Genomic DNA, 1145 nt, shown 5'->3' with positions numbered 1-1145 from the left:
GACGGTAAGTCGACGCTCATCGGGCGGTTGTTGTTCGACACGAAGACGATTTTCGAGGATCAGCTCGAGGCGGTCGAGGCGGCGAGCGCGTCGCGTGGTGACGAGTACACGAACTTGGCGTTGCTCACCGATGGTCTGCGGGCCGAGCGGGAGCAGGGCATCACGATCGATGTGGCGTACCGGTATTTCGCGACGCCGAAGCGCAAGTTCATCATCGCGGACACGCCGGGGCACATCCAGTACACCCGGAACATGGTCACCGGGGCGTCGACGGCGGATCTGGCGTTGATCCTGGTCGACGCGCGTAAGGGTCTGGTCGAGCAGTCGCGGCGGCACGCGTTCCTGACGAGTCTGTTGCGGGTGCCGCATCTGGTGTTGTGCGTGAACAAGATGGACCTGGTCGATTGGGACAAGGCGGTGTACGACCGGATCGCGGATGAGTTCACGTCGTTCGCGGCGAAGCTGGACGCGCCGGATCTGACGATCATCCCGATCTCGGCGTTGAACGGTGACAACATCGCGTCGCGGTCGGAGAAGAGCCCGTGGTACGAGGGTCCGTCGTTGTTGCATCACTTGGAGCACGTGCACATCGCCAGTGACCGCAACCTGGTCGATGTGCGGTTCCCGGTGCAGTACGTGATCCGTCCGCAGTCGACGACGGTCACCGACTATCGCGGTTATGCCGGTCAGGTCGCGTCGGGGGTGTTGAAGCCGGGTGATGAGGTGATGGTGCTGCCGTCCGGGTTGACCAGCACGATCGCCGGGATCGACACGGCGGACGGGCCGGTTGACGAGGCGTTCCCGCCGATGTCGGTGACGGTGCGGTTGAACGACGAGATCGACATCTCGCGCGGTGACATGATCTGCCGGCCGCACAATGCCCCCGCGGTCGCGCAGGACATCGAGGCGATGATCTGCTGGATGGACGAGAGCGCCCCGCTGCGCGTCGGTGGCAAGTACTCGATCAAGCACACCACCCGGACCGCGCGGGCCGTGGTGCGAGGCCTGCAGTACCGCCTCGATGTGAACACCCTGCACCGCGATGAGTCCGCGGACGCGCTGGGGCTCAACGAGATCGGCCGGGTCCGGCTGCGGACCACGCTGCCGCTGCTGGCCGACGAGTACCGGCGGAACCGGACCACGGG

At 65.4% G+C, this 1145-nt stretch carries 1 protein-coding gene; it reads left to right on the top strand.

Annotated elements, in window-relative coordinates:
• The coding region (locus Apa02nite_RS50730) for a sulfate adenylyltransferase subunit 1 (protein WP_203831581.1) at positions 1-1145 on the top strand (1145 nt) is incomplete at both ends.

It is taken from the genome of Actinoplanes palleronii (genome assembly GCF_016862315.1).
Taxonomy (GTDB): domain Bacteria; phylum Actinomycetota; class Actinomycetes; order Mycobacteriales; family Micromonosporaceae; genus Actinoplanes; species Actinoplanes palleronii.
The sequence above is the reverse complement of the archived record's forward strand: the minus strand, read 5'-3'. Positions and strand labels throughout refer to the sequence as shown.